The sequence below is a fragment of the Serratia oryzae genome, from assembly GCF_001976145.1.
In the GTDB taxonomy this organism is placed as follows: domain Bacteria; phylum Pseudomonadota; class Gammaproteobacteria; order Enterobacterales; family Enterobacteriaceae; genus Chania; species Chania oryzae.
This window is the reverse complement of record NZ_MOXD01000010.1, coordinates 157,874-181,067: the sequence shown is the minus strand read 5'-3', so window position 1 is coordinate 181,067 and position 23,194 is coordinate 157,874. Positions and strand designations below refer to the sequence as shown.

Below are 23,194 nucleotides of genomic sequence, written 5' to 3'. Positions count from 1 at the left end.
ACGGGAGCGGTCTGTGAGCGTGCGAACAGACTCTGGCGGTGGGTATGTGTAGAACTCCGACACCTTTCTAGCATATGCTGGGTTTGCGGTTGCTCTGTATGATGGTCTGCTAAGTGCCAGATATAGTCATTCGAACCCTGAGAGTTACACTTTTAAGTGATTCAGGGTATGCGCTTACTGGTTACGAATATTGTGCCAGAATCATGTGATTTGATGATTGCCGCTTTGCTTTCGAGCCAGTAAGTGCTCCACGTTCGCTAACGAATACTCAGGGCATGCAGACAAACTGCTGACTATATTTCTTTCGAAGAGCGTGGAATGCATACCAATCCCCGGTGAAAAGGAGTTGGTGATGACTGCGACTAATCAATTTGCTGCTCATGTTGGTCTGGACTGGGCGCATAAAAAACACGATGTCTGCGTTCAGTTTAAAAACGGTGAGCGTATATTCCATGTGGTTGAACATACTCCGGAAGCGCTTGATATCTGGCTTACCAAGTTACACCAGAAGGTAAAAGGCAGGATCGCTATAGCTCTCGAGCTGAAGAAGGGCCCGGTAGTGTATGCTCTCCAGAAGTACCCATTTGTCACTGTTTTTCCAGTACACGCGTTGTCACTGGCCCGCTATCGGCAGACCTTTTGGCCAAGTGGTGCGAAGGATGATCCGCAGGATGCTGAGTTAGCGTTAGAGCTGATGCTACGCTATCCCGAAAAGATCAAAGCCATTGAACCCGACAATGCGGATATTCGATTACTTCAACAGCTAGTTGAACAGCGTCGACTGCTGGTCGAAGACAAACGCCGTTTTGTGAATCGTCTCATCAACACGCTTAAGCAGTATTATCCTCAGCCACTGGAGTGGTTCTCACATCGGGGTAGCTTACTATTGTGTGAGCTGATTATCCGGTGGCCCAGTCTGCAACAATTGAAACGAGCCAGGCGCGACACGATCCGCAACTTTCTGAATGCCAAAGGTGGCCGCGCAATGGCCCTTACCGAGCAACGTGTTGCGAGTATTGATAACGCGATCCCATTGACGACAGACCCGAGTGTTATAGAGGCTAATGCTTTGATGGCAACAGCACTGGCGACACAAATTAAAGTCGTGAGTGAAATCATCAAAACCTATGACGAACGAATCGAAACACTGTTTGACACATTGCCAGACGCGGGGTTGTTCAAATCACTTCCGGGTATGGGGCCGTGTATGGGCCCACGGATGCTTGCTGCACTTGGTGATAACCGTGACCGGTTTAACAGCGCTGAAGAAATTCAAAACTACGCAGGTATAGCACCGGTGACAGAACGAAGTGGCCAGAAATCCTGGGTACATTGGCGTTGGCAGTGTGCAAAGTTCGTCCGGCAGACATTCGTGGAATGGACTGCGAAGACAGTTAACTCATCATACTGGGCCAAGCTGTATTATCAGGGGCTGCGAGAAAAAGGAAAATCTCATCAATCTGCCATCCGGGCTCTGGCATTCAAATGGATAAGGATCATTTACCGCTGCTGGAAGGCCAGAACCTGCTACGACGAGGCAAAATACTTACTGGCACTCGAGGCGCGAAATTCGCCTTTGCTGAAGCCATAAAAAGCTTGTCGAATGTCTCAGGGCGTGAAGCGGACGTTTCTGTCGGAATATATAACTCTTTAATCTTCACTTGCACCAATCGCTGATAAAGTAATATCTGGGTATGATTCAAACTCTCCTTCCCAGCCTTTATCGCCTGGAATCTTTTTCATTTCTCGCCAATATTTTACATTAAGAGTTTTTTTTTCATTTTTTTTAGGAGTAAAAGTTTGAGGAATGCAATGTTTTGTATTATCTGACAGATTCTTATCTAAGTTAGCCCGATCAAAATCAACTTCATTTATTTTTGAAGCAACTTCCACAAGTAAAATTAGCGACATTAACGCCGAGTGAGATTCTTCATATGAGGGCGTTAATCCCTTATGGATAAAGTCATTCCTGGCAAACCGCGCCTTACTTAAAAATGAATAACTCTCCTCACATAAAAATTTGTTTTGAAAAAGCATTTCAATTTTATGTGATGAATTCCATTGTTGTGACTCAATAAATTTTCGTCTCTTATGAATATTAACAGACTTTGCATCCTCGACTATTGTTTCTTTCCAAATAAACTCTAATATTTGCTCTATGCTAATCCAAGCGTGCGCTAATGCCTCGCACAATTGATGTTGTTTATAATATGTAAATGCACCTATAAATAGCGAGGGAGATAACGTTGGTAGTTTAGACAAAACCTTATGTCCATAGTTATATGCTGATATGATCTTATCAGCATTTATAATCTCAGGTTCGAGCAATCTGATAGAAGCCAATGAGCCTGCATCACACTCTCCAATTGCACGATGGAAATTAGAATTACTGCTGTGAGTGGAAGAATGACGGTAGTAACCTGTAATATTCATTATTCCCCTTGACACATCTAAAGGCACGATTGATTCGACATAAACCCCACCGATAAATATAGAGGCTAGAATTCTATTAACCTCTTCAACAACTAAATTATCATTTTTAAATTCTTTAATAAATGGAAATATTAAGCTCCCATCGAATCCAAAACATGCTGGCATTGGTTTAGGTAAATGTGCATTAAAGAACCTACTTGTTCTGTGAAGTTTCACATAGTCATATGTGGAGTTATTTATCTCCTCTAAGCTAGGACTCCATACATCAGAATCATCACGAGATATTAGCCTGAATGGTTTGAAATTCGCGATCAAAATTGGAATGTTAATTTCGCTCATATATTTTCTCGGTGATTTAACAAAGCTTATTATTTTTCTTACCTTTCAGCAGCACCATGTAACGGTCAAAGCCTGTAGTTCTATAAACTCCATATTAGCAGTTACAAATGAGCTTTACCAAGAGAAAACACGATAAATGGGGTTGTTATTCCTCATGCTCTCCCTGTGCAACATCCTGGAATATATATAATCTATAATACTATTACTTATATGAATTTATTCCTGTACGAGAGGATTTAAACCTCCATTACCTGACCCTGACGGGCTGCTAACAGTCCTGATGCTTAATTTCTAGATCAGAGATTGCTGTCGCTCTTATTTCTTTCAAGGCCGTATCAATAGCTAATTTTATTCTAATGCCATAATCATCTGGCTCTTCATAATCCAATGGGGAAGGATCAAAACCAATATTTTCAATTAATCTCTCTAAGATTACAGTTACATCATCATTCAAAAGAATTGCTTTAGTTATTAAAATTTCAGTTAGCGATGTCATTGCCATGCTTAATTTTTGTTGTAGCTCTCTGTTTTTACTCTGAATATCCTTATCATTCAATGCCTTATCAATATCATCTTGAGCCTGTTGGATTTCTTTATAAAATTGCTTTTCTTGCGCCTCATTAAAATATGGCTGGTAACTATTTTCTATCCACCCAGGAGTCATATGAAGCTCAATTATATTAAACTCATTATCTGCCCATTTTTTAATCGCGAGTAATTGTGCATAGACAAATTCATACATATCATATTTTTTTTGCCAGACCTGCTGAGAAATCCATAATTCGGAAGTTATCTTTTTCTCTATGTCTTTAATAGTAGTGGTGTTTATAGATAACTGTTCCCGCAGTGTTTCATAGTTGGAATTAGTTGCTGAGATTTTAGCCTTTTCAGTAACAATAGAAACCAGAAAACTCATAATTAATGCTGCGACAATGACGGCTAGACTTAAACAAATAATTTCTGCTGTCGAGAAATTGGACGACTGTAATGCCTTAATAAGTTCAAATAATTGCTTTTCTGTAAGCATTGACCATTCCTAAATACTAAAAAACCATACACTGTCAATCAATAGACTAGACTTGCATGATTAAAATAAAAAATCAACAATCAATATATATCTATTGAAATCATATGGATAGACTCTTTATGGCGAGATGGATCCGTGAAATGTAATGGTTCGAAGCCGCGGATCTTATTTTTAACGGCGTACTAGTCTAGAAGACGTTCAATCACAGTCCGCTCCTCGCTCAAAGCTACCACTAAGATATCCTAAATTCCGGCCGAAATGTTCATCCGGTATCTGTAGATATGTTGTTACGTCAGTTGGCGCAGTAAAAATTTATCTGACCGCACAGGAATCAACCCGAGACAGAATATAACCGATCACCTTCCTGCCTTCTCTTCAATTACTAGCCCCAGTCTTTCCGGTACTGTGTCTAAAAATATTGTTACCAATTCGGGGTCCATAAAGAGGTAATCATCGGGGATATCGAGGACGTGTAGGGATTTATATTCGATGATGCGGCCATATTCAGCCACTAAACGATTCTTGTGCTTTTGTTCCATCACACAGATAACGTCGGCCCAGTGAAGCAGATCGTGCGACACCTTTTTTTTAGCATTCCGGCTTGTGCCAGCAGACCGAACAACAAGCGAAGGATAACGGCGGAACACCTGTTCCGCCGTTGGGCTTCGCCATTGATTACGACTGCATATAAAAAGTACGTTCATCGGCAAGTAGATACTCTTCCAGACCGCGCATACTCAGCTGTTGCTTGGTAATACGTGGATACTCAATCCCCAGCTTTGCGGCACGCAGTAATTTGTCTGAGCGTGTGTAAAGCATCTTCCAGTTTTTTTCGCCACGGAACGTTAACATGCCGTTATTGTTATCGCGAGACTTATTGCGCTGCTTTTGCGCAATACGCCAACCCCGGTTACGGGATGTTTTCATCTTTTTTTCTCTCTCAGATTGATCGGGTTTAGCAGCCGCGATAATACGGAGAGAAACGAACGGGATGATTTTAACGTGTTAGAGGCAATTTGCAAAACGCATCTATAATCACTTCTGCGTTTAAACCCGCCTAAAGTCCCGGAATGATTTAACACTGTTAATTCGATTGAGATGAGTTGCTTACTACGATGCGACAACTGGCGCTGTACGGGCATCTTAAAGGCCTAGAGGCCAAGGGCCGTTTATCGCTCATAGCAGACCCAACAGCCCATCAGTCTGTCCGTTTCGTGCCAAGAGCAGACGTTTGCAACATAGTTTATTCCCCTCGAGTTAATCATCATAAGAATAAACTGTGTGAAATCCATTATCTGGCGACCGAGAAAAATGAAGCAAAACTTTTTCTTTATCAGGAAGAGAATTGTACTCACTAAAAACATGCGAAAGCACGCCAGCAATGCGTAATACTATCTCAAAGAGACGAGCATCATCGCTAGTAACAGCACTATCGTAAGTAAATTTCACATCAAAGATAGAAAAATCATCTGGCACTTCAAGTTTCTTACCATCTACAACTAAATCATTCAAAAATTCGAAAGTCTCCACCTGAGTACCATACTTTTCAAGTAAAAAGTTTAGGTCATGTAAAAAGGACCTTGGAGAATATTGAGAAAGGTCAATGAAGTCTTCATTCCTTGCGGCCACAATAGACAGAGTTAGCCCTACAATAAGTTTAATTCCAATCCTTAATTTATAGATTTCTAAGCATGCTTGCTCTAACTCATCCTCAGAAATCGTAATGATTTTTACATTATCCCTGCCATAGTTTGCATTAATTTTCCCACCAAAACACTTGTAACTCTGGTGTGCTGCGATATTTCGCCACTGATTAAGTGGGATGTCGAATAAATTCTCATCTACGACAGCAAGGTTGCTATTTTCACCCAAAAAATATTTGCAGTCGCCCATAATTTTATTAAAAGAGATAGCCTTCATTACGTCAATATTTTTGCTTTGGAAGGCAGCAATCAACCATCCCTCTCTTGCCACCATGAATTCTAAAATACTGTTAATTTTTTCAAATTGTTTATCAATATTTTCTTTAAAAGAATAATGATTGCTTGTCCTTAGGTCAGAATTTTTCATTGACCAGAATGAATTATTTGCCTCTCTGCAACCTTCATCCGCCTTAACAAAAACAGCTTTTGAAACCGACTTATCTAGCGAAGCAAACCATTCTATCAATATGGTGATTTTTTCATCTAAAGACGATAAGTCCCCATCCCATTCCCTGGTCATTAAAAAAAGTTCAAAAGTACCTAAATAAGTGGAGAATGCATCAGGTTGAACACCAAATTTTTCTGCCAATGACTCGGTAAAAGATTCAAAATAATTTTTTATCAACTCCGAATCTTTCCCAAACAGACTAATATTCAAAGGCGCGATTTTCATAGATATCCTTGTATAATTTCAACTCAGTAACGAGAGGTTTTCACTAAACCCTCACCATCATGAGTACTCCATACGATGAGTTAATAGCATCAAGCTTTGGTAATATTGACATATATTATGTCATCAGAAAAGCTACATCAAAGTGGAAAAGTAGACCCGAAGAAAGATTTAAAATGATGGATAGCCATAGAATTATCGTGTTAGCAACGCCCATTAATTATAAAAATTGTTTTGTACGTCCGCTTCGTGCCAAGAGCGGAAGTTGCTAGAATATCCTTTCACGGGAGTTCCATAAATTTTTTATCAAAAATCATCCAGATAACTAGCATCTTTGAATGCATTGCAATTACCAATTTCTTGATTGATTTCAACTTCATACTCTAAGCTTACACAGGGTATATCAATGCCATTTAATGAAAGTGAGTCCTGATTTTTTTTCCATTTTTTGTTTTCACGCCAGCCTAATTCATTTTTGTTCTCTGGGTCTCCCATTATTTCAATGTTGATACCTTTGAACATAAATGTGAAATAAAATGACTTTATATTTTCTGATGTCGTTTTACATAATTTTCCGTTGAAACTTGGGTAGATTAACTTGCATATTTCATTGGCTCCCTTCTCCGTTGTGATGATATCAATATCATTTGCATAAATTTGAACGCCGCGTAAGTATCTGTTCGCCCCTCCAGTAATATTCCACTCCTCCGTAATGGATTGGAGTAATAATGTTAATTCTGTAACTGCGTCGATCAACTTTTTGCTTTGGAAGTTATTTTTGTTATAAAGCCGTTGAATCCATGAGCGTTTTATTTTTGCACTGTACTTTAAATAAATCGATTTTTTGATACTAGGCGCTGTAAATATTTCATGCTCGTATTTTGAATAAATATAAGACAGGTATTTTGGAGCATTGCGGTCATTAATCTCTATAAAGTTATCTATTTTCTTCATCTCATTGTGGGCTCTATAAAAACCAGATACTTCTGAAAATAAATTATAGAAATTATTTATAACCAATATTCCAAATATGGTGCGGCTATACTGAAAATCTAAATTATCAGTCAGCGTGGCATACATGGTAATAATTATTAAAATTAACAACAATATTGTTGCTATAAAAGAGTATAATTTACACTGAAAAGCTTTAATATATAAAATAGAGTTCCAATATGCGTTCTCTTGTATGAGGCGTGTTAATTTTTCTGCATGAAAGCCATTATTATTTTCCGCATCCCCGTCAATGTAAAGTCTCTCTCGATAAAAATTACCCTCACCTATAATACCTCTCAACATCTCCAATCTTTTTGTTGCGATAGCTTTGGCTGAATAATCAGTTTTAAAATACATTAAAAGCCAAGTGATGAATTGTATTATAAAAGTGATGGTTGCAATGCCGAAGAGCCAATGAGCACTCAAAAAAACCCCAAAGATCGATAGGCATGAAATTGTTAATGTTGAACAGCCAATAATCTTAGATAATAAATCAACTTTATCAAAATAAAAACCACTGTTTTTTAAAGCCATTTCTCTATCTTATTCAATCATTTTCTGTATCTTTACATATTAATTTACAAAGTCAAGATGGTGGTTAGAAAAAATTTGGTTTTTAGCATCTATGAAATAAATATTAGTGCTACCGTTCTAACGATGGATTTCCACAAGATTTGAGCCTGTATCAGAAGATATTGAACTGTTGCCGCTCAGGTATATGAACTAACCATGACCTGCTCCCCATTGATTAACACACTGAATCGGCACTGCTTTGGTAGTCGTCATTTCAGTTGATTGCTATGATTGATGGGCACACGCAATGTCCGTTGTTCGCTCAAAACGGACCATCAGCCTCTACACAATTGTCCACATCGTGCCAGGAGCGAACGTTAGTAAAGCTACTGTGCTTTATGTCTGGATGAACAGATAACAAACGAAATTTACCCCTCAAGGGATTCAATAAATTTAAATATTCCATTTATTGATGCTTTATCCGGATTATTTATCTCACTCAAATGATCTCCCTTACCCGTGATCATCGGTAAAGAATATTGTTCTGCTATCGCAGCCATTGATACGTAATAAGGATCGCTGGTACCTGCCCAAAACAACGTTGGGGTCTGATAAGGAAATAACCCTTCTTTTTCACCAGTATACTTTCTTAATTCATTGAAAAAGCATTTTATACTTTCTTCATCTTCAAGCGAAAGCCCAGAGGTAAGTTCAGGTGCTGTGGTCCTTGCAAAAGATATAAACATATCAAAAGTCAGTTTGCCGTTAGGCGTTTCCGGAAGGCCATTGCTGAAGTCCCACCCGCCTAATACAGCGGAGTTAAGTCGTTCTGGATAGTGATTCAGCAGCCCCAATCCTACCCATGCGCCAGAAGAATAACCGATGACATGCGCTTTCTCGTAATCCAGCGCGTCCATAATTTTCACAATGGATAATGCCTGATTTTCTTGTGTATATAAACTTTGTACGTGCGGCTTTACGCTTTTTCCGTGGCCTAAAAGGTCCGGACAAACAACGTGGAAAAATGGACTGAAAAATGAGCTCATCCCATTGTCTGTCCATGATTTTCCGTCCATCAGAAGACCGTGAAGCATTATAACTAATGGGCCCCTTCCCTCTGAAACATATGACAACTGCGGTATTCCTGAAGTAACTAGCATATATGTCTCTTTCACTTTTCGTGTGTACAGAAAGCATACACGTCTTCAGCCAGGCTGCTCAACAAGTAATTGTATGATGTCTGCTCCTCGCTCATAGCTGTCATAGGGCCGCTATGAGCGAACAGCGGACGGATGGCTATTGACTGAACCACAATCTGGTTATGCGTCCCACGTAGCTCAAAATAACTGCTCATGAAAGTAGCTTTTTGCTGATATTACATGGATATTTATTCAGGGTGGTAAGTGAGCATTTGCACCTAGCTATCCATTTGTTACAACTTCGTTGACTATCGCCAGATAAATTTAAGCCGTGAATTCAACTGACCGATGCAACGCGAGCAAAACAACCTTGATAAGGAGTGATTAAGTGGCAGTAGTACAAATTAAGTGGGACTGGCTGCAGTGGAACTGCCGTCAGACTTGGAAAAAAGATGTTCTTCCAGTATTACAAAGCAGAGGCGTTAGTCAGGAGGATCTTAAACGCTGCGTTTATGTCATCAGGCTCAATGGTCTATTCGCTATTGAGTACCCACGCGGTATTTCCCCCACGGTCTACATCGGCGAAGGAAACTTTGAACAACGCATTACTCAGCATAAGAACTGGCTGATGGATCTCGCGGACCTGCAAGGCGAGTATGAGTTCCTCATTGGCTATTGTTTCCCTCGGGCGAGAAACGTCTCAAAGGTTTATTCTGAATTCGAAGCGATGCTAATTCATGAGTTTCGAGAAATTTACGGCGCGGCTCCATTGCGCAACAGGCAAATGGAATTTCAAAAGTCGAATCACGAGTTTCAGCCAACTAGCGAAATTCGTAGCGCTATCATGATTGGCAAAGGGGTGCGTTTTCATTGGGCGGTAAAACCGATGAAAAGTTCATCCATGTATGATGTTTATCAGCTCACTAAGGAACAGACCACCTCTTAATGAGATAATCTGGATAACAATATTTTTTGGAAATATAAAGTTACGTCCGCCTCTGGCACGAAGCTGACTCTTAATGAGCAGCAAAGATGCCTGGCCACCATTTCTTTTTTGTTTGAAGGTTCTCGAACTCTCATTTATCATCCTCCTGTCCTACCGTTGTCGATGACAACAGCCAATGCTTCAGCGCATGGAGTGCGCAAGTGATCTGAGAGAAGCGCCTTCGGGTGATCACACAGCCAAAGTCATACGGAGAGAAGTGTGGTCTGAGACTGACGCTTTCGAGCGACCACAGCCAATGCGACCTAAACCTGAAAGGACGCGCTTTCGAGCGGTAACCCCCCTGAACCTTTGAGAGCGGGGATCGCAGTTCTCTGCGATGAAGGTGCACTTATCCACTCACAGACAGTCAGTTTCATCACGACAACTGGCACCCCAGCGGGAAACTTCCCGGCGGGGCAGTTTCTCCATTACCCGGAGAAACACCACGTCTATGCCCCTATCTTTTTGGACCGACGTCCAGCAATCCCGGCAACATTTGCTGCTCTCTGCAAGGCCAATTGGAACATTTGGCATCTGCGAGAGCTGCATTTGGCGCGGGAGTTGCGCAGCGCGTCACTTGTGTCATTGCGAAGCATATACCAAGTGACGCGCAAAGCGCATAACGGACGAACCCACGTCATACGGGCTTTACCAACGTCTTCTACGCTCTGACCGACACGTAGTACCCTGGCCGAACCTCGGGCTACGGAACGTCCAGAACAGTAAAAGGCCATTTTTTAAACCCACGCGTCATAAAAACGGGGATCCCCTATGAAGACGCTTACCCATGAAATGAAGGAGAACAATCGACTCGGTAACGATGGCAACGTCAGTCAAGGCTGACGGATGGAGGTGACCTGACAACGGTCAGGAACCGGCGAAAGCCGCAAGCAGCTCAGCGAGCTGTGGATACCTCACAAGAACTCAACATTTTGCCACCCCGATGCACAGTTATCAGTCGAGCCGCAGGAAGCGCAAATCACACCGTGTCGTCGGGGCCAGGATGTATAACTGTCGTGCTGAACGTTGTTCAGACGTTTTGTCGTATATCAAAAATGCAGTTCGGTACGTCCTTCATCCTTCGAGGCGAAGGCGGTAATGTCGTGCGTTTTTCAGGACGAAGGGAGTAGGGGGATGTCGAGAGCCAATAAGCAGTTAAGTAAGCAATTGATCACCTTGGCCCGACAGTCAGGGGGGAGTTTTAAAACAGTTTCAGATCGCGCCAGAATAGCGTCCCGATTGGCGGCGAGTATGCTGAAATTAAATATTCAGATCCGCGACGTGAGTAATATCAAGACCCACCACATTGAGTTGTATATTAAAAGTCGTCAGTCTGAAAATATCTCTAAACGGACAATGCAAAATGAAATGGCGGCTATCCGGGCGATACTCACCACGGCAGGCAGGACGAAACTCGCCGATCCGAACCATGAACGATTAAGTAATTCAGCGCTCGGCTTATCCGGGGCCAGTCGTGACGGATCTAAAGTCGCTATTTCGGACGAGCGCTATCACGCAGCGCTCGTCCAGATACGTGAAAAAGACGACGGTGTTGCCGCCGCTATGCAATTGGCGCGTTATTTAGGATTAAGAACGGAAGAAGCCGTGCAGTCTGCCAAATCATTAAAAACCTGGCAGCAGGCATTGAATAAGGGCGATGAACGGCTGCGTATTGTATTTGGCACTAAAGGTGGTCGACCGCGAGATACGACGATTGTAAATCGTGACCAGGTTATTCACGCAGTGAGTGAAGCAATTAAATATGCCAATCAGCATGGCGGACGATTAATTGATAAACCCACATTGCATTCGGCTATCGACCGCTATCGCAATACGCTGAAAGAGGCCGGATTAACGGGAAAGGAATCCCCCCACAGTTTGCGTTACGCCTATTCTCGAGAGGCAACGGAATATCATATGGATAAGGGATTGAGTCGAAAAGAGGCCGAGGCAATGGTTTCAATGGATTTGGGGCATGGGGACGGGCGCGGGCATTATGTTGCCAGAGTGTATAACCGTGTGAGTGATGATGAGTCCTGACGGCATCAACGGTGAGTATTTATGCCGAATGGGGCTTGTCGACTACGTTTGAATTGTGTACGATTTTTCAGGCTAACCCGTTGTCTACGACAACAGCCAATGTCCTGGTGATTTGAGAAGGACGCCTTCGGGCAATCACAAGCCAAAGCGACCTTAACCTGAGAGGACGCGCTCTAGAGCGGTAACCCCCCTGAACCTTTGAAAGCGGGGATCGCAGTTCACTGCGATGAAGGTGCACTTATCCAACATGCCTTGAATGGCATCCCGTCTGATTGACTCACCCTTGAGGGAACACGCTTCCCTTCAGGGCGGTGATGTTCCCTTTTTTTATGGAGAACATCATGCAAACCTTTACCCAGCGTCATGCTGCATCCGTCACCCGTGGGGCTTTTCCCCTGTTTGATCGGCTTTTTCCTGAACGGAAGGAAGCGCGTCACGGTGATTGGATCGCCAATAAAACCGGGCGTGTCAGCTACCGTGCCGAGGTCTTTCCGCTTGAGGCGGGAACCTGGGGGATGGCGATACTGTGCCGTACCGGTTGGCATGCTGGTGAATATACCTACGAATGGTGCCGTGTGGGCCTGAATGCGGGGCCCCGTCGTCACCGGGTATTTCGTGAAGCCTGCCTGTTGGCTGAGCAACTGGCGACGCTTCGTTACCGTTATCACTAAACCGAACAAACAGGAGTGACTGATGACGACGTTTGTTCTGGTAGCAGACTACCGTAACGCCACAGACCGTCTGTTGACGTTGGCCAACGCGCATTTTTATGCGTGTGTGACCCACAGTGAACGGCGTTCCTGGCGCAGTTGTGCGCAACGCCATCTTGCTGAACTGGAAAACCTGGGCTGCAAGCGGGCGAGTGAGCGTGACCGGCGCTGTTTTACCCGAGCCTGTCAGCTTCTGCGTGAACGTATTGCCATGGTGGATCCGCACGGTGAGGTGCTGTTACCGACCTCGGTAGTGGTGGATCGCTAACCCGGTACCGTCTGCATTTTACACCCTTCATGATCTTCACCTGATCGGGTCGACCTCTGCCCGACAGGGCAGGCGTACGCCGATCTCTCTGGAGTACCCTATGCACTATGAGTCTCATGAGCAACATATCATCACCCAGGCTATCGGGTTGTTGGAACGACAACTGCAGGCCCGCACGGTGGTGCTAACACAACCCGATGCGGTTCGCCGTTATCTGCGTCTGCAACTGGAAAGGCAGGAGCGCGAGGTGTTTATGGTGATGTATCTGGATAACCAGCACCGGTTGATCGCGTGTGAAACGCCCTTTACCGGCACGTTGGCCTCGGTCAATGTTTATCCCAGGGAAATCGTCAAGCAGGCCCTGGCCTACAATGCCGCTGCGGTGATCCTGGCGCACAACCATCCTTCGGGGATGGCTGAGCCCAGCCAGGCAGACAGAACCGTGACGGAAACGGTGACCGCTGCGCTGTCATTAATTGATGTGCGCGTGCTGGATCACATTGTGATCGGTCATGGTGAGGCGGTGTCGTTTGCCGAGCGTGGTTGGCTCAATATGACCCTGCTGTAACCTGATTTAACTCAATCCTTTGCGGGCCCCGTCCCCAAAGGACAGGTCCCGCTCATTTTTGGAGAAGACCTGAAATGACACTAACGACAAAAGCAGATACCCCCGTCGTCACGGCGGCGCTCACGGACTGGATGACCGGTTACTACCGCCTGGCTTCGGTGCTCGTCCAACAGGGTTTTTCCCCGGACAGTGCGACTCGCCATGTGTATAGCTTTACCGAGATGTGCTACGCCTATGCCCGTCAATTCAGTCAGGACTATGGCGGTGATTTTTGGCACTGGTATACCCAATCCGATGGCGGGTTCTTTATCTGTCCGCAGACTGAGAAAACCTATCGGATCGAGGTTACCTCAAACTATTACCAGGGTGAGATGAGCGCCCAGGCGTTGGGGCTGACGGTGTCACTCTATGCCCTGTGCGTCCTGGCGGAGTCTGGCCATGACTTTTTCATCGAGAGCTACCATCGGCTACGCGGTTTTGCCCTGGCGCATCCCGAAGGCATGGCGATTGCCGGTGCCATTGATTAGTGCCACCCACGGCGTTAACCCGCCCGGTATTTTACCCACCCACAGGGGAGTGACTTCCCTTTGGGTGGTCAGTCCCCGTTTTTTTATTCTGGAGACTGACCATGACGATGATAGATGACCTGCGCGACCTGGCGAACCTTGAAGGTGACCTGTTGGTCATTGCAGCTTACGAGAGGTTGGGCATTGGCACCCACTCGGATGAAGATAATTTTACCGATAATATCTGGGCGGTTGGCCATCTGGCCGAAACGCTTGCCTGGGAATGTGGGGGAGATTCACCTCGCTATACACATCCTTCCTGCAAGGATTTGTTCGACGATGTTGTTGCGCTGGGCAGAACGATTTGTCCGGGAGCCTGGGACTACTTTTTCAGCGTAGGCCAGAGAGATTCGGCAGCAGCCGCGGCGGGATGGTGATGAATCGACGTCATTCGTTTATCCACTACCAGGCCGCTTCCCATGAGGCCTGGCGCGAGTTGTGTCGTGCAACAACTCGAGTACATCATCAGGTGCGCAATGAGCCGGACTTTCGCTGGTTGGGAAGGCCGTTGGTCGTTTGTGACCTCACTGGCACCCAACCGTTGAGGTATGACGACAGCCTGATTGGCATCGGCGTTATCGCCTTTAACGGTGATTTTGACGCAGGCCTGTCGGGTGACCCGTTCTGCCTGGTACGTTCGTTCTCTGTCGAACGGCAGCAAGGTCAATGCGATACCGGCCATCATCCCTACGATTTTCTGGTGATGGCAGTCCTGCTGCTGGCCAGCCACTGTTGTCCTGGGTGCTACGGCATTCGTTCGACGGTGGCGCGTACCGAGTGGCAGCAGGTGGCTGACTGGCTCAACACGCATCTTGACCTGGCGGTGATACTGCCGCCCGGACTTTCAACAGACTGACGCTATGGTCGATTAACGCGACGGTAGCACTGACAACCCTTGTGGGGATTTATTCCCGCAAGGGGGTCAATCCCCGTTTTTTTATGGCGAGGACTGACCATGACAACGAAACACACCAAGAAAAAGGCGGCATCACGTCGCCAGGATAAAGCGGACCTGTTCCAGGTGGTGACGGATAAAATCATCGCCGCGCTGGAGAAGGGGACACCTCCCTGGCGCAAGCCGTGGAAAACCGTCGCCGGTGGCCACACGGGCAGTATGCGCGGATTACCGGCTAATGCGGTGACAGGGCGTGCCTACAGCGGCATCAACGTGCTGTTGTTGTGGATTGATGCGGCGGACAAGGGGTTTACCTCTCACCGTTGGCTGACGTTCAAGCAGGCACTGGACGTGGGCGGTAACGTTCGCAAGGGCGAGAAATCGACACTGGTAACGTTGTTCAAGCCGTTCGAGAAGAAAGAGACGGACGAGCAGGGCAAACCGCTGTTTGACGAACAAGGGAACGCCGTGGTTTCCCAGCGGAATTTCATGACCAGCTTTCATCTGTTCAACGTCGAGCAGTGCGAGAATTTACCCGAGAAACTGCTGACGCCGGTGAGTGTGGCCGGTGAGGCAGAGGAATTACCTGAGCAAGACGATATTGAGCGTATCCAGCGGGCCGAACAGGTGGTCACCTGCAGCGGTGTGCCAGTGGTGCATCGGTATCAGGACCGGGCGTTTTATAGCCCGGTTGCTGACCGAATCACCATGCCGGAGGCCGTGCAGTTCAACTGCCCGGCAGATTACTACAGCACGTTGCTGCATGAACTGATGCACTCCACCGGTCATATCTCCCGGCTGGCGCGAGAAGGCATTACGTCTTCAACCCGTCGGTTTGGTGACCCGGTGTATGCGTTTGAAGAACTGGTGGCGGAAATCGGTTCGGCATTTTTGTGCGCCGAACTGGGTATCCAGGGTGATGTTCAGCATGAAAGCTATATCGCTTCCTGGCTGAAAGCACTGAAGGAAGACAAGAAGGCCATCTTCCAGGCAAGCCGTTTTGCTCGAGAAGCCTTTGAGTACCTTATCTTACGTGAACAGGCCCTGGCTGCTGCCTGAACCGCTGTTGGAGGAAGACATGATGGACACGACTGCAATTCGCGAATACCAAAAGATAGCGGCGTTTCTCCTGGAGAAACACTTCGGGCTGACTCTGAACGACACCAACCTGCATGACGATGCCGTTGTACAGGCACTGGTCGAGCTTAACGTGCCGGTGTTTGAAGCGATTAACCAACTGGTGGAGAAATACCACCTGGACCGGATAGACCAGAACGCCTGGTCTCCCCGGAGCCCGTTGTTGACCGCGAGCCACTTTATGGTGGCCGTCTTGGAGACCGTGCCGGAGAACGTCCAGCTTGTCCGTAGCGATGAAACGGGCGATAGACCGAACCAGCACTGACTTTTCACCCAAGGTTAGTCAATAACCTGCCACTCCCCAGGGGAAACATTTCCCTGGGGGGATGTTTCCCCTTTTATTTCAGGAAACATCCCTATGGCAAATCCTAATCCGCATGTTGCGGAATTTATTTCATTATTTAACCAGACGGCCCGTTATCACCATCGTTATGAGGTTTTTCGTAATTTTGTACTGCTTAGTTCAATCAGGTGCCGTTCTCGCAACCCACATCATGTGATAAGCGATTCATTCCGTTTTAAATCGATTTTTTCATATTCATTCTTATATGGTAATGAGCAAATAAGCATAATAATCGTAAGCGCTACAAGAATGAAGAATGTTACATTAATTCCCGTAAAATCTATTAGATACCCAGCTAAAAGGCTACCTATAGCAGCACTTGCTTTTATCATTAAACCACTGATAGCAGATATTCTAGCTACGTAACTATCGGGCATTTCCTTAATGGAATAAATGCTGTAACTTACATTCCATAAGCCGCCTAATATGGACTTCATAATGAATAGTATAAAATATGCTATAGGCTCATGAAAAAGTAAAAAGCCAATAAAGACTAATATCCTTAATGAATTAACCCCTAAAACTAGAGTTCTAAATGAAAACCGGGAAATTACACTCCTGGATATCAGGCTACCTAAAATTCCACCAATACCAAGTCCGGACAGAATAGCCCCAGTAGTGTCAAACCCAAACTCATTTCCTTGTAAGGACAATATAACTCCTAAATATAGTATTGGATGTAAGAAATTATTAATTGAAGTTAGTGTAACCATTAAACTAAAAAAACGATGTTCCCGCATCCAACGAAATGCAGAATTTATGTCTTTAAATACCCCGACATTATTAGAAACATTCTTTTCATTATGGTGTAAATGTGTTTTTAGTAAAAAATAAAAAGACAACATAGAAATTAAAATAATAATTAGGAATGGATAAAAAATACTTAAAGTAACAAGCGTGCCACAAATAACAGGTGCTACAAGTTGTATAGATCTTGTTCTTATTTCATAGCGAGATAAAATTGAAACGGAGTCCTTTCCTTGGAGTAGCATTTTTAATGCTGTAGGTTCAGTTATTTCCGTGAAAACTGTAAATGTGCCGAAAATGAAAGAAATAGGAATAAACCAATACAATCCATTATCTTTAAATAAGTATAGGCCAATAATAAATATTATAGTGCTTGCAAGCCTACCTAGTTCGCTATAAATTAATGTGTTTTTTTTGTTATTTTTCTCAATAACTGCAGATGAAATAATCTTGATAATAATAACAGGTAGGAAGAATGAGAAGGTACACCATCCAATTTCTATCGCGGTAAAACCCAGGCTTAATGCAACCAAGGGTATGGCTAAATGGAAGACTTCAATTCCCAGCAAAGAAAATGCTGAGCTAAAAAGAAAGTTATTAAAATTTTTATTTGAAACCATTAGACACACCCTTGTCATTTTTAACCACAATTTATAACACGGTTAATTAATTTCACAGGTTAGAGAAATATCTTGAGTCCCATCCTCTTAACGCGTCCCCATCAATGAGATGAAATTCATCATCAACATCTTGCTTTATTACATGTGATGCTATCGTAATAATATCATAAATATTACAATTGCACGACGACAGTAATTTATAGATATCTTCCCAACCAACCTCCTCACGTGCGTCAACTTTATTTTTTAGATCTAGAATAAGTTCTATTTTATCTTCTTTGTACCCGTGAATGTTAGAAAGTATATTATCCCAACTCTTCGCCAAGCAAAAGTCATGCTCTGTATGTTGACTTTCAAGAGTTGAAATCATTTCATCTATAAAGCTATAATCATGAACTAAACTGGACTTTATATCTTGATAAATATTAAAACGGTTTTGTCTATCAAACAGAATTCCAAACTCTCTAACAATATCTGCTGGTTCGTCTGGAATATGAAAAAATCGAACAACTCCATTAGGGATTTTCACTATACTCCTCAACGACTCTGCTGTTCTCAATCGTTCCTCTGAAGCCCCCTTCAGTTTATGCAACCTAGCACTTGCTGGCATTGTAATTTCAGGTGATACATCTTCAAATATAACCATCATAGCATCACCTAGACAATAGAGATGATCAACCAGAGACATTCTATCTATTGTTGCTTCACTATATTGGTATCTCCACGTCTCCCGAATCTTATGCCGATTATACTTAACCTTATAAGCAACTCTAAGCTTAAAATTATGACGTTCAATCAGCATAAGAACGTCACGTGCTCTCCTTGCTGCAAAAACCTCTGGTTTAAGTACAACTACAGCTAATCTAGTTAACTTATTTGTGAAGTCAGTTGAAAACTCTTGATACCCATCAAACCAACTTTCTCTAAAGTAAGTTTCTGTATTAAAATAATTTTTCTTAGAACCAAAAATTGAAAGCCGCTTCCAATCTTTATCTGATGGGATTTTGTTACATTTAATAACCATGGCATAACTCCTTATCTAAGCATTTTTAGAACATTCCATAATAAAAGCATCAGCAATAACTTTATCCAGTGGGGATTTAAGCCATTCCGTATGCCACTGAACACCATATATAAATGAAGCTTCAGCATGTCTTATTGCTTCTATTGTGTTATCAGAAGCACGACATTCAACTAGCAAATCTCTTCCTAATTTTGATATTCCTTGAGAATGAAGCGAGTTAACAAATAGTTCACTTCTATTAATTGCAGTTTTATTTATTAATTCCCCCATTAATGAGTTATCCTCAATACTAACTCTATGAGACACATCATATCTTGATTCTAAAGGTTTACTCTTGTCCGAACGGTGGTCTATTTTTCCAGTAATACAATGCAATTCAGGATATAAATCCCCTCCGAAAAAAATATTGATTTCCTGTAGCCCTCTGCATACCCCTAAGACCGGTTTGTCAAGATGATATGCATGTTCAAGAATTTTCATAACTGTCATATCTCTATTTAAATCCTTGCTTCCAACGGTATTAACTGAATCAAAAGAAAAAGGCCGATCTGAAATTACTCTCCGAAGTGAAACATTTGAAGGAGAACCAGGAAGGAATATACCGTCAACAGAATTCAAAATTTTTCTTGCCAGATCATCATCATTACGAGTGATAATTGCTGGTATAAGAATTGGAATTGCTTTAAGATCATTTTTAATATAATCTATATAACTGCGAAAAACTATGTGATGAAGGTCTGAGTCATTGTCGATCATTCGAGCGCAACACACCACACCAATTATAGGTTGAGTCATTCGTATACCCTATCTAATAATTCTTTGGTAGACCAATTGTTTTCAACTAAGTATGCTCTGGCTCTATATTCAATTTCCATTATTTCATAAGGTTTCGTAACTTTATTTCTTTCAGTTTTAAGCCATGCAATAACAGATTCCGCACTTGGAAATGCAGTGTTAACATTGTCCCTAAAGAATATGGACGAGAGATAGTATATCTCATCAACGCAATCTAATGTGTCGATAATGTATTCTTTTAAAGTTTTATTATCTGAAACCAAAAACAATTCACAAAAATTATCCGCTAATATCTTTTGCACCTTAAATTGCTTGATTCGTGTTAATATCCACTTTCTTTTATAGTCAGTGTTTCCTATCAAGCAAACATATGCTAACATCTGCTTTATTAAATTCTCTCTAGCTAGATCAAAACACCGCTCCAACTCACCTTTTCTCCATGCACCTATTATATCCAAAAGATCAGCATAATCTGATGCATTTAATCTATAAAGATAATAATTAAATATGTTCTGGTTGAGTTTGTTTTTTAAGGAAGTCAACCTTTCTTCATTGTGTATGCAGATACCATTATGAATCCTATGTATAAAGGACAAATTACGCTCAGACATTTCTTTTGTTAAAAGAATATGATTATTTATTGCATAATGATAATATTCATTAAGAGTGTCACTTAGCTTATCTATATCGTTGAATTTTTTAAATTCAATATCAATTTTAACCCCTGTCTCCTCGACGGGAAGATGAACTAATAGTATATCCTCTTCTGACTTCTCTTTAATTATTTCTTTATTTGTGCTTATAACGCGGAAATAACTACTTATGTCAATGTTATTCGATGTTCTGTAGTGTTCGGTAATAATATATACGTCTATATCAGAAAATTCATTACCAATGTTTTCAATCAGTGTTCCACAGACAATGACAACATCGTTTTCACTTATCCTTAATGGTTCGATATATTTTTTTATATCTAGTGTTTTATTATTGGGCAACGTAAACGTGAATTTTGATTTCATAATGACCAATCCCTCGCTTATTTCTTACATTTTTAATTAAAATTTATATACATCCTATGTCTTGAAACAAACAAACACATTATGTATTTATTTTAAATAAACTTATTACATTTTTATGACATAGTTCAATTTTTGAGCTTTAAATAATAATGCTGACGATTTACTTTCGATGAAAGTTTGCACAAACACTATTTGTATACTATAATTTAATCTTTATTTATTTTTTATAACCACGCATAGTAATCATGCTAACTAATATGATTGCTATTAGTTGCCAACAATGACAGGAGTGTGCATGATGAAAAATGAAAAAGTTGTTCCTACGTTATATTATTTGTCGCCACTTTTAAATTCTCGACGCGTCTTGTTTAATGCTAACGATATTCTTCAGTTTGGATTGGATACCAATGCGGAGAGTAAATTAAAAAAAGGAGGTGCGATCATTTCAATACCCAAGTATTTTACTGCACAACAGGTTCGAGAGATCGTTAAAATTATTGAAGAAATACCATGTGAGCATAAGAATATCTTTACTTCTACTGAGGCGGAGCAATGGAGCGATATGTGGATTTTTCAAAAGAAATAAATAGATGGGGCATGTTTTCATCTAAATGGAGTAATTCATATGCAAGAGATGCCAACAATATAAACCCTCTGGTTTTTACTGTTGCTGATATGGACTATATGACACCTCAGTGCGTATTGGATGCGTTAAAAAAACCAATTGAACACGGAGTATTAGGGTATAATGATGTTGACGATAGTTATATTAAATCCTGTGTTGGTTGGTTAAAAAAAAGACACAACTGGTTGGTAGATGATAAATGGATACTACCGTGTGGCTCAATAAAGACAGCAATGTTGATTTTAGCAAAGGAATTAACATCGCCTCATGAGCATTCTTTATATTTTACACCATCTTACAGTTTGTTCCCTAAGATAATCAAGGCTTGTCAGTTAATAGAACATAAAATAAGCTTAACGCTAATGCAGGAATGCTCAATAGATTTGATTGAAAAAGAAGATGAAATTCATTCATTTTTTCTTTGTAATCCGCACAATCCTATAGGGTTGTTATGGAGAGAGAAGGAAATGCAAAAAATCATCAATGTTTGCGTGGAAAGAAATGCGTTGCTTTTCTCTGATGATATTCATAGTGATCTGGTTATTGATTCCAATGCTAATTATACTCCTGCCAGTCTAATTGATCATAGAATAAATGATAACGTCATATACTTTATGTCTCCGGGTAAAACGTTTAACATTAGTGGACTTCAAACTTCATATTTAATAATTCCTAACGATGATATAAGAATTAAAGCAACCAAGGCTATAAATCTTTATGGGCAAGGCACACCAAATACCTTTGGTCTTCATGCTTTAGAAATGGCATATAATAAATGTGATTCCTGGTTAGATGAAGTTATCTCATATTTGAAAGCCAACTTTTTTTTCCTGAAGAAAGAATTGCTTTTTTGTGAGCCTGAAATAAAAGTGTATCCTTCAGAAGCAACATATTTTGCATGGCTAGACTTTACTGGTTTTTCTAGTGATAATTTAGCCTTGGCAAACACTTTGTTGAAAGATTATAATATTATACTTGAAGATGGAATTAATTTTGGAGAGGATGGCGTAAACTTTTTTAGAGTGAATTATGCATGTCCTCAATCCTATATTAAGGTTTTAATTGAAGCTCTTGTCGATATGGTTGATAAAAAAAGGAAACAGAATATTATGGTTGTGACTTAAACCTAAATGGCGTCCGCTTGTAAAACGGAAAAAATACCAAGACTTTTTTAGCAATCGCGAGTAAACAAAGGAGTGTGTCATATATTCAATGAGTTGATACCGCATCAAACGTAATACTCACGTTCGATGAAAGTGCCGATGATCCTGTCGTGCATTTCGGGTGATTTTGAATACCCCAGCGTCTTACGATTGAGGCGTTTCAGTCGGTTACGCAACGTCAGATTTTCACGCTCAATACGCTGTGTATACAGCTTGCCAACAATATGTTTTGCTTGTGGAAGTTCGTCGTTGTAAGCCCTGTAGCCATCAGTGCACCAAAAGGCCACTTTAAAACCCGAGAGCAGTTTCAACAACTTACACAGCGTTTTCTTGCTTCGAGAACCAAAAACGTGAGCGATAATCCGCTTCAAACGCGGCTCCCATGCGTACCACAGCCAGCGCTGTCGTTTCTTGTTACCGATAAATGACCATATCTCATCCACCTCGCAAATCAGTTGAATTTGCAGGTTATCCAGTGGCAGCGTGGTGACATTCCGAGGTGAGAGTTTTTTAAAGTGCGCACGACGGCATTGATACTGATATGTAACGCCCGCGCAGTGTCGCGAATACCGGCATTATTCATCGCCAAGTCAACGAGTTGAGCTTTCATTCCAGGTTGGCAGGCGCGATAGGCATAATCGAGCTGGAAGGTGCGTTTGCAGGCCTGACAACGGTAACGCTGATGACCACTTTTGCCATAACCGTGTTTCTTCACGGGCTTTTTCTGTTCACAAAACGGACACCGCACATCAACTTTAGCCATTCTATCCCCACATCAAAAATCGGAGATTGTACACTGCAATCAACACATTGAATACTTGACCCGATGGGCACAAAGTGGCTTGCGGCTGTCCTGATGGCTGCAAACTGGT

The 23,194-nt window shown here is 42.3% G+C and carries 25 protein-coding genes; 13 read left to right on the top strand and 12 right to left on the bottom strand.

The window, feature by feature from the left end; genetic code table 11:
* Positions 1 to 352 precede the first annotated feature (352 nt).
* Positions 353 to 1,591 (top strand): IS110 family RNA-guided transposase, encoded by a 1,239-nt coding sequence (locus BMI79_RS17950; protein ID WP_076943459.1) that lies wholly within the window; start codon positions 353 to 355, stop codon positions 1,589 to 1,591.
* 59 nt (positions 1,592 to 1,650) lie between these two features.
* Here the strand turns inward: BMI79_RS17950 and BMI79_RS17945 are convergent, their stop codons facing one another.
* The 7 genes from BMI79_RS17945 to BMI79_RS17915 form a co-directional block, all read right to left on the bottom strand.
* Positions 1,651 to 2,772 carry a hypothetical protein gene (locus tag BMI79_RS17945; protein WP_076943458.1) on the bottom strand — a complete coding sequence of 374 codons (1,122 nt, stop codon included), beginning with the start codon at positions 2,770 to 2,772 and terminating at the stop codon, positions 1,651 to 1,653.
* A 268-nt stretch (positions 2,773 to 3,040) separates the two neighbouring features.
* Positions 3,041 to 3,799, bottom strand: a complete 759-nt coding sequence (locus tag BMI79_RS17940; RefSeq protein WP_076943457.1) for a hypothetical protein — start codon at positions 3,797 to 3,799, stop codon at positions 3,041 to 3,043.
* 356 nt (positions 3,800 to 4,155) lie between these two features.
* Positions 4,156 to 4,503, bottom strand: coding sequence for a low molecular weight protein tyrosine phosphatase family protein (locus BMI79_RS17935; protein WP_076943456.1), 348 nt, complete (start codon positions 4,501 to 4,503; stop codon positions 4,156 to 4,158).
* Positions 4,475 to 4,726, bottom strand: coding sequence for a hypothetical protein (locus tag BMI79_RS17930; RefSeq protein WP_076943455.1), 252 nt, complete (start codon positions 4,724 to 4,726; stop codon positions 4,475 to 4,477). Before BMI79_RS17930 ends, BMI79_RS17935 begins: the two co-directional genes overlap by 29 nt.
* A gap of 330 nt (positions 4,727 to 5,056) precedes the next feature.
* On the bottom strand, positions 5,057 to 6,175 hold the full coding sequence (locus BMI79_RS17925) for a hypothetical protein (protein ID WP_076943454.1): 1,119 nt from the start codon (positions 6,173 to 6,175) through the stop codon (positions 5,057 to 5,059).
* Between the two features lie 303 nt (positions 6,176 to 6,478).
* Positions 6,479 to 7,699: a nucleotidyltransferase domain-containing protein gene (locus BMI79_RS17920; protein ID WP_076943453.1), complete on the bottom strand. Its 1,221-nt coding sequence runs from the start codon at positions 7,697 to 7,699 to the stop codon at positions 6,479 to 6,481.
* A 407-nt stretch (positions 7,700 to 8,106) separates the two neighbouring features.
* On the bottom strand, positions 8,107 to 8,838 hold the full coding sequence (locus tag BMI79_RS17915) for an alpha/beta fold hydrolase (protein WP_076943452.1): 732 nt from the start codon (positions 8,836 to 8,838) through the stop codon (positions 8,107 to 8,109).
* Between the two features lie 367 nt (positions 8,839 to 9,205).
* Between BMI79_RS17915 and BMI79_RS17910 the strand changes: the two genes are divergently transcribed.
* The 10 genes from BMI79_RS17910 to BMI79_RS17865 all read left to right on the top strand — a co-directional run bounded on the left by BMI79_RS17910 (position 9,206) and on the right by BMI79_RS17865 (position 16,251).
* On the top strand, positions 9,206 to 9,763 hold the full coding sequence (locus BMI79_RS17910) for a hypothetical protein (protein ID WP_076943451.1): 558 nt from the start codon (positions 9,206 to 9,208) through the stop codon (positions 9,761 to 9,763).
* Positions 9,764 to 10,936: 1,173 nt separating this feature from the next.
* Positions 10,937 to 11,842, top strand: a complete 906-nt coding sequence (locus tag BMI79_RS17905; protein ID WP_076943450.1) for an integrase domain-containing protein — start codon at positions 10,937 to 10,939, stop codon at positions 11,840 to 11,842.
* 341 nt (positions 11,843 to 12,183) lie between these two features.
* On the top strand, positions 12,184 to 12,513 hold the full coding sequence (locus BMI79_RS17900) for a hypothetical protein (RefSeq protein WP_076943449.1): 330 nt from the start codon (positions 12,184 to 12,186) through the stop codon (positions 12,511 to 12,513).
* Between the two features lie 22 nt (positions 12,514 to 12,535).
* Positions 12,536 to 12,820 carry a hypothetical protein gene (locus BMI79_RS17895; RefSeq protein ID WP_076943448.1) on the top strand — a complete coding sequence of 95 codons (285 nt, stop codon included), beginning with the start codon at positions 12,536 to 12,538 and terminating at the stop codon, positions 12,818 to 12,820.
* A 100-nt stretch (positions 12,821 to 12,920) separates the two neighbouring features.
* Positions 12,921 to 13,388, top strand: coding sequence for a RadC family protein (radC, locus tag BMI79_RS17890; protein ID WP_076943447.1), 468 nt, complete (start codon positions 12,921 to 12,923; stop codon positions 13,386 to 13,388).
* A 74-nt stretch (positions 13,389 to 13,462) separates the two neighbouring features.
* Complete coding sequence (locus BMI79_RS17885) at positions 13,463 to 13,915, top strand: antirestriction protein (RefSeq protein ID WP_083704479.1); 453 nt, start codon at positions 13,463 to 13,465, stop codon at positions 13,913 to 13,915.
* Between the two features lie 101 nt (positions 13,916 to 14,016).
* Positions 14,017 to 14,331 carry a hypothetical protein gene (locus tag BMI79_RS17880; RefSeq protein ID WP_076943446.1) on the top strand — a complete coding sequence of 105 codons (315 nt, stop codon included), beginning with the start codon at positions 14,017 to 14,019 and terminating at the stop codon, positions 14,329 to 14,331.
* Positions 14,331 to 14,810, top strand: coding sequence for a hypothetical protein (locus BMI79_RS17875; protein WP_125828843.1), 480 nt, complete (start codon positions 14,331 to 14,333; stop codon positions 14,808 to 14,810). Before BMI79_RS17880 ends, BMI79_RS17875 begins: the two co-directional genes overlap by 1 nt.
* Before the next feature lie 99 nt (positions 14,811 to 14,909).
* Positions 14,910 to 15,908 (top strand): ArdC family protein, encoded by a 999-nt coding sequence (locus tag BMI79_RS17870; RefSeq protein ID WP_076943444.1) that lies wholly within the window; start codon positions 14,910 to 14,912, stop codon positions 15,906 to 15,908.
* Between the two features lie 19 nt (positions 15,909 to 15,927).
* A complete protein-coding gene (locus BMI79_RS17865) occupies positions 15,928 to 16,251 on the top strand; it encodes a TA system toxin CbtA family protein (RefSeq protein ID WP_244157359.1) in 324 nt (107 codons plus the stop codon).
* A 227-nt stretch (positions 16,252 to 16,478) separates the two neighbouring features.
* On the opposite strand, the gene BMI79_RS17860 is transcribed toward BMI79_RS17865, so the two are convergent.
* Genes BMI79_RS17860 through BMI79_RS17845 form a run of 4 tightly spaced genes read right to left on the bottom strand, consistent with a single transcriptional unit; the run spans position 16,479 to position 20,534 of the window.
* Positions 16,479 to 17,696 carry an MFS transporter gene (locus tag BMI79_RS17860; RefSeq protein WP_076943442.1) on the bottom strand — a complete coding sequence of 406 codons (1,218 nt, stop codon included), beginning with the start codon at positions 17,694 to 17,696 and terminating at the stop codon, positions 16,479 to 16,481.
* A 52-nt stretch (positions 17,697 to 17,748) separates the two neighbouring features.
* Entirely contained in the window at positions 17,749 to 18,720 is a 972-nt protein-coding gene (locus BMI79_RS17855) for a nucleoside-diphosphate kinase (protein ID WP_076943441.1), read from the bottom strand.
* A 15-nt stretch (positions 18,721 to 18,735) separates the two neighbouring features.
* Positions 18,736 to 19,515 (bottom strand): gamma-glutamyl-gamma-aminobutyrate hydrolase family protein, encoded by a 780-nt coding sequence (locus BMI79_RS17850; RefSeq protein WP_076943440.1) that lies wholly within the window; start codon positions 19,513 to 19,515, stop codon positions 18,736 to 18,738.
* Complete coding sequence (locus tag BMI79_RS17845; protein WP_076943439.1) at positions 19,512 to 20,534, bottom strand: hypothetical protein; 1,023 nt, start codon at positions 20,532 to 20,534, stop codon at positions 19,512 to 19,514. The genes BMI79_RS17850 and BMI79_RS17845 overlap by 4 nt, the downstream gene beginning before the upstream one ends.
* Positions 20,535 to 20,829: 295 nt before the next feature.
* Between BMI79_RS17845 and BMI79_RS17840 the strand changes: the two genes are divergently transcribed.
* Entirely contained in the window at positions 20,830 to 21,120 is a 291-nt protein-coding gene (locus BMI79_RS17840) for a hypothetical protein (RefSeq protein WP_076943438.1), read from the top strand.
* Entirely contained in the window at positions 21,099 to 22,283 is a 1,185-nt protein-coding gene (locus BMI79_RS17835) for a MalY/PatB family protein (protein WP_076943437.1), read from the top strand. The genes BMI79_RS17840 and BMI79_RS17835 overlap by 22 nt, the downstream gene beginning before the upstream one ends.
* 104 nt (positions 22,284 to 22,387) lie before the next feature.
* On the opposite strand, the gene BMI79_RS23165 is transcribed toward BMI79_RS17835, so the two are convergent.
* Positions 22,388 to 23,085 (bottom strand): IS1 family transposase gene (locus BMI79_RS23165; RefSeq protein WP_095996155.1). Its coding sequence is split into 2 segments (ribosomal slippage): positions 22,388 to 22,836 and positions 22,836 to 23,085, totalling 699 coding nucleotides; the frame shifts between segments, so codons are not numbered across the junction.
* Positions 23,086 to 23,194: the final 109 nt, after the last annotated feature.